Source organism: Rothia sp. HMSC062F03, assembly GCF_001836905.1.
Lineage (GTDB): Bacteria > Actinomycetota > Actinomycetes > Actinomycetales > Micrococcaceae > Rothia > Rothia mucilaginosa_A.
The window spans coordinates 344,818-350,336 of record NZ_KV830898.1; the positions used below are offsets into that span (position 1 = coordinate 344,818).

3 protein-coding genes are annotated in these 5,519 nt (G+C 60.4%); 1 reads left to right on the plus strand and 2 read right to left on the minus strand.

The window, feature by feature from the left end; translation table 11 throughout:
* The coding region (locus tag HMPREF2674_RS08945) for a YncE family protein (protein WP_070825468.1) at positions 1-2,201 on the minus strand (2,201 nt) is incomplete at its 3' end.
* Between the two features lie 349 nt (positions 2,202-2,550).
* Positions 2,551-3,636, minus strand: a complete 1,086-nt coding sequence (locus HMPREF2674_RS08950) for an S-layer homology domain-containing protein (protein ID WP_070825469.1) — start codon at positions 3,634-3,636, stop codon at positions 2,551-2,553.
* A 471-nt stretch (positions 3,637-4,107) separates the two neighbouring features.
* On the opposite strand from HMPREF2674_RS08950, the gene HMPREF2674_RS08955 reads away from it, so the two are divergent.
* Complete coding sequence (locus HMPREF2674_RS08955; RefSeq protein WP_070825470.1) at positions 4,108-4,839, plus strand: nicotinamide mononucleotide transporter; 732 nt, start codon at positions 4,108-4,110, stop codon at positions 4,837-4,839.
* Positions 4,840-5,519: the final 680 nt, after the last annotated feature.

Genomic DNA, 5,519 nt, shown 5'->3' on the forward strand with positions numbered 1-5,519 from the left:
TGGGTGCCGAACTTGACGAACTTCTTGAACTCGCCGGTGGTCAGGTCGTACACGGAGATACCGGAGTTGACGCCCTTCACGCCCTGAGAAGAAACGTAAATCTCATTCAGCGAGTGGTCCACAGCAACGTCGGAGGGGCGAACCTCAACGGTGGAATCCTCGCCCTGAGTCTGGATGGTCTTCTCAACCTTGAAGGTCTTGGTGTCCACGACGAAGAGCTTGCCGCCCGTGCGCTCGGGCACGTACAGCTTGCCGCCGTCGAGGAACAGGTTCATGCTGATGTAGCGGGTGCCGCCGTCGGGTGCGCCCTCGAGCTGAATCTTCTCAACCTGCTTGGTCTTCAGGTCGATAGCGGAAACGAAGAAGCGACCGGTCACGAACGCCTTGCCGGACTCGTGGTCGACGAGCACGGAACGGGGGTGCTCAATCCAGTTCGGGTCGCCCTCCTTCACGCCCTCGTTGGTCCAGATGAGCTTGAGAGTCTGCTGGTCGTACACTGCCACGGAGTTGTCGGTGGTGTTGGTGACCCAGACGGTGCCGTCCACGTCATCGACGGTCACGCCGTACGCGGAGGTGTAGCCGTACTGGCCCTTGTCGTTCTGCTTGACGGGCAGCTCGGCGAAGGCCTCGGTCTGCAGGGTGTCTGCATCCACGCGCGCCAGGGAGGAAGCAAGATTGCCTCGCGCACCCACGGTGGGCACGAAGAGCTTATGGTTCTTCTTGGAGTAGCCAACCTGGAACTGACCGGGCAGGCCCTGAATGATATTTGCGACGCTACCGGATGCATCCACGGTGCGGTGTGCCTCGGTGGAGGGGGTGGTGGTGTCGGTTGCTTTGGTGGTCTTGGTGGCGGTTGCCGGGTAGCCCTGGAACTCGCGGGTTTCGGGGGTGACCTGCTTGACCTCGGAGTTGTCGCCCGCGGTTGCGGTGACCTTGAACTTCAGGATGGAGTTCGCCTGAATCTCGGAGGTCTTGGCGGGAACCTCGTTGCCCTGCTTGTCCTTAGAAGGCTTGCTGGTGACCTTGTCCGAGGTGCTGACGGTGCCGGTGGTGCCATCGAGCACGTAGGGCACGGTTGCGGTTGCGCCAGCCTGCTTGTCCACAGCAACCACGGAGCCGTTGGGCAGCACAACCAGGTCGTTTGCCTTGCCGCCGTTCATGGCGACCTCGGCAATCAGCTTGTCCGCCGCGCCGCCGTCAATCACGCCGACCTTGCCGGTGCCGAAGTCAGAGACGTACACCAGGTCGTTATCCTCGTCGTTGTCCAGTGCGAGTGCCTGGGTGCCGAAGGGGATGAACTTCTTGAACTCGTAGGTGGTCGCATCGTAGATGGACACGCCGGAGTTGACGCCCTTCACGCCCTGGGAGGAGACGTAGATTTCGTTCTGGGAGTGGTCAATCGCGATGTCGGAGGGGCGAACCTCACCCTCCGCGTTGCCCTTGGTGTCGAAGCTGCTCTCTACCTTGAAAGTCTTGGTGTCGATGACGAAAATCTTGCCGCCGGTACGCTCGGGCACGTACAGCTTGCCGCCGTCCACCAGGATGTTCATGCTGATGTAGCGGGTACCGCCGTCGGGTGCGCCCTCGAGCTGGATCTTCTCAACCTGCTTGGTCTTCAGGTCGATTGCGGATACGAAGAAGCGACCGGTGACGAAAGCCTTACCCGACTCGTGATCGACACGCACCTCGCGGGGGTGCTCAATCCAGTTCGGGTCGTCCTTGCTCAGACCCGCATTGGTCCACAGCTGCTTCATGGTCGCCTGATCGTACACGGCAACGGAGTTATCGCGGGTGCTGGTCACCCACACGGTACCTTCCTCGTCATCGACGGTGATACCGTACGCACCCTCGTAGGAGTAGCCCTTGTCGTTCTTGACGATGGGCAGCTCGGCGACAGCCTCAATCTTCAGGGAGTTTGCGTCAATGCGAGCAATCGTAGAAACGTGCTCGTCGCGGTCCGCGGTGCCCGCGACCCAAATCTTGTTGGTCTTCTTAGAGTAGGCGACCTGGAACTGACCGGGCAGGCCCTGGGTAATCTTCGCCATGGCCTTGTCTGCAATGGTGCGAGCGTCACTGCTCTGGCTTGCCGCCGGGGCGGGGTCCGCAGCGAACGATGCGGGGATGGTGGCAACGCCCGAGATTGCCAGTGCCAGCGAGCCAACGGCGAGGCCCTTGAATACCTTGCTCGATGCGAGGTTCATATGTATGTCCTTTATCGTGTGGGTGGTGTGTGAAGGGGTGCCTCTCCCCTGTTTGAGGGGCGGTGAGGCGCCGTGTTTTTCTGCCTTATGCGGCGGGTGTTTCGTGCACCCACAAGGAGTGAACTAGCCTTCACACAGTATTAAGTAAGGCAATCATTAATTTACCTTCTAGGTAATACTTACTTAGCTCCTAGGTTTTTGCAAGATTTCAGGTATATATGACGCAAAAATTTCACATGCCAGGCACAGCCTGTCGCTAAACCCGCACAACAAAACCCCCGCCTCCAGCAAAAGCCAGAAGACGGGGGTTTCACGCTACCCAGCGCGCAACGCCAGGGATAGCTAAAAATTAGGAGACATACGAGAAATCGGGGAACAGCAGGTTCTGCAGCTTGTAGCGGCGAATGAAGCGAGCCAGCTCCGCGCGGGTCGTCGGGGCGGTCGGCTTGAACTCACCCGAAGAGTCCAGCACGATATCGTTCGCGCCAGCCCACGCAACGTAACGGTGCAGCGGACCCGCACCCAGCACATCGCGGAAACGGGAGCCCAAGGCATCCTCCAGCTCGGAGAGCTGCACCTCGGTGTTGTACTGGTACAGCACCGCCGCCAGCTCCTCGTGCGAGATCGGGGCAGTCGGGTCGATACGCTCGCCGCTAGCGATCGGTTCAGCAATCTTGCGGTCGCGCGCCCAGTGCAGGGCGTTCGCGGCGGGGCGGTCTACCGCATCCGCGTAGGGTGCGACTTCCGAGTTCTCGCTCACGCCGGGACGACCCGCCGCACGGTTGAGCAGGGCTACGACCTCTTCGCGGGTGACGGCGCGGTCCGGCTCGAAGGCGCCGGTCTGCGGGTTGGGCAGCAGCCACTTCTTCTGGTTGGCCACGCGAATGTCGTCGGCGTAGGGGTGGTTGTCGGGCACATCTTCAAAGGAGGTCTTCAGGATCTTGGTTTCGACCACGGGGATGCGTGCGGCGACCTGGTGGGCGATTTCCTGACCCCAGGGGTCGGTGCAGATATCCAGCTGCAGGGCGTGGTCCACGCCCTCGGGCTGAATGAGTTCGATGGGGAACAGGTCGGTTCCGCTGAAGGTGTCTTCGTCACCGTTGAATTCGGGGGTGAGCGGCCAGGAGCGCAGGGTTTCGAAGGAGTTATCGCGCACGTAGCCGTGGCGCACGGTCAGGGTGGTGCCTTCGGTGAGGAGTTCACGCAGGCCGTGCGCGGTGTAGCTGACGGTCATTCCGTCTTCGGTGATGGTGGCGCGCTGGATGGTGAGGCGCGGCCCCTTGGTCTCCTCGGCGGCGGCCGGGGACTCGGCGGTCTTGGGGGCTTCATCTGCGTTTGCGGCCTGGGCCTGCAGTGCGAGGGCGCCTGCTGCGGTGGCAGCGGAGGCACCCTTCAGGAAAAATCGTCGTGAGAGTCGATTATTGAGGAAGGGCATGATTGTCCTATTCACTTGTCGTTTGAGTTGAGTGAGTTACGGGTGGCAGGAGGCGCGGCAACAGCGTGTGCGGTGAGTGAGGCCGATACGCGATTCCCTGTTGAGCGTGAGTAAGACGCGGAGGGTGAGTGCCGGGCGGATGCGCGGTGAGTGAGACCGGCGTGGTTCCTGACCCAGCTATCAAGAATACCTTAAGGTTCGGGTTTATTCGAGGGTTTGGCGAATTATGTGACGCTAGACGGCGTGAGAATCATTAACCCGTAGGCCCCGGATCAACCCGTGCCCCCCCCGGATCAATCCACAGCCCCGATTCAACTCGTAGCCCCCGAAAAGTGAATCGCGTTACAAATAGTGCCGGTTTGGTGTGTTTTTGGCGTGTCTTCAGATTCGGGAGTTATAGTTATTACAACCTTATCACCGTTGCGATACCACTCAACGGCGAGCTAACACACCCATCCCAAAGGAGCTTTCGTGGATAAGGCACTTATCTTCTTCGCCAAGTCGCGTTACGCCGACCTCTTCGGCGTGGCACTGGTTATTGCCATCGCTATCGGGTCTGGATACCTGAACACCAACCTCGCCAAGTACGTTAACTGGGGCCCGATGACGAGCCTCATCCCCTTCGGCGTTATTTCAGTGATTAACGTGGGTATTTCGATGATGTCCACCCGCCTGACCGGCCGCCTCTCAAACATCGGCAACGTGCTCGGCATTATTAACACGGCGCTGTCTGGAACGATCGACTACATTCTGGGTAATAAGGCAGCGATTATCACCTATCCGGTGACTTTTATCGTGTACACCTTCGCGATTCGTAGGTGGCAGAACTCCGAGCGCGGCAAGGCCATGGAACCGCCGACTGGCGCGAAGGGTCAGCTGATTATCGGCGGTATTGTGGCGGGCTCGTTCGCGTTCTCCCTGGTCACGAACTACATTGGCTACGGCGGCAAGACCTCGTTCCTGTTCTGGATCACGACCGTGGTGTTTGGCCTGTCCCTGTCGGCCAACATTCTGAACGCCTTGAAGCTGACGATGCAGTGGCAGTTCTGGGCTCTGTACAACACCGTGCAGTGCGTGAAGGCGCTGACTCAGGGTAACTTTGCGAACGTCGGCAAGTACATTTTCTACATCATCAACAGCGTGGCGGCGTTCCTGCTGTGGACCCGCAACGGCACCGCGGCCAAGGAGGCGGTGGTGGCGTAGGGGGCGGTTCCCTAGTTTTCGGACGCTGACCTTTCTACCAGCTAACGCTAATGCATGAGGAGGCCCCTCGGCCTGCAGCTTACTGCTGCGGATCGAGGGGCTTTACCTGTGCCCCGTGAGTGCGGGGAATACGTTGAGAGCCTTTCAATATTGCCCTTGATATAGGGCTCATCCCCGCTACTGCGGGGAATATGCACTGAATCTCACGATGCAGTGGCAGTTCTGAGACTCATCCCCGCTCACGCGGGGAACATCGGTACGCCTCAGCTACGGAACGGTGGCCGCTCGGCTCATCCCCGCTCACGCGGGGAACATACCAAGCCGACACGACCGCTCCAGTCGTCGCCCGGTTCATCCCGCTCGCACGGGGAGCACTTCTGGAACAACCTGCTGATCTCCGCTCGCGCAGGCTCATCCCCGCTCGCGCTGGGAGCACCATGGGTTATCGGCTGGCTCATGACCGGCATGAGGCTCATCCCCGCTCGCGCTGGGAGCACTACCCACGTAGGGATGATGCACCAGACCATTTCGGCTCATCCCCGCTCGCGCGGGGAACACCCACCACGATTAATCGTGTGAGCAGCCACCGTCGGCTCATCCCCGCTCACGCGGGGAGCACCCGCGCTCCATGGCATGAGCCTGCGCCAAATCGGGCTCATCCCCGCTCGCGCGGGGAACAC

Coding starts and splice junctions, on each gene's coding strand:
- HMPREF2674_RS08950 (WP_070825469.1), bottom strand. CDS start 3,636: ATGCCCTTCCTCAATAATCGACTCTCACGACGATTTTTCCTGAAGGGT.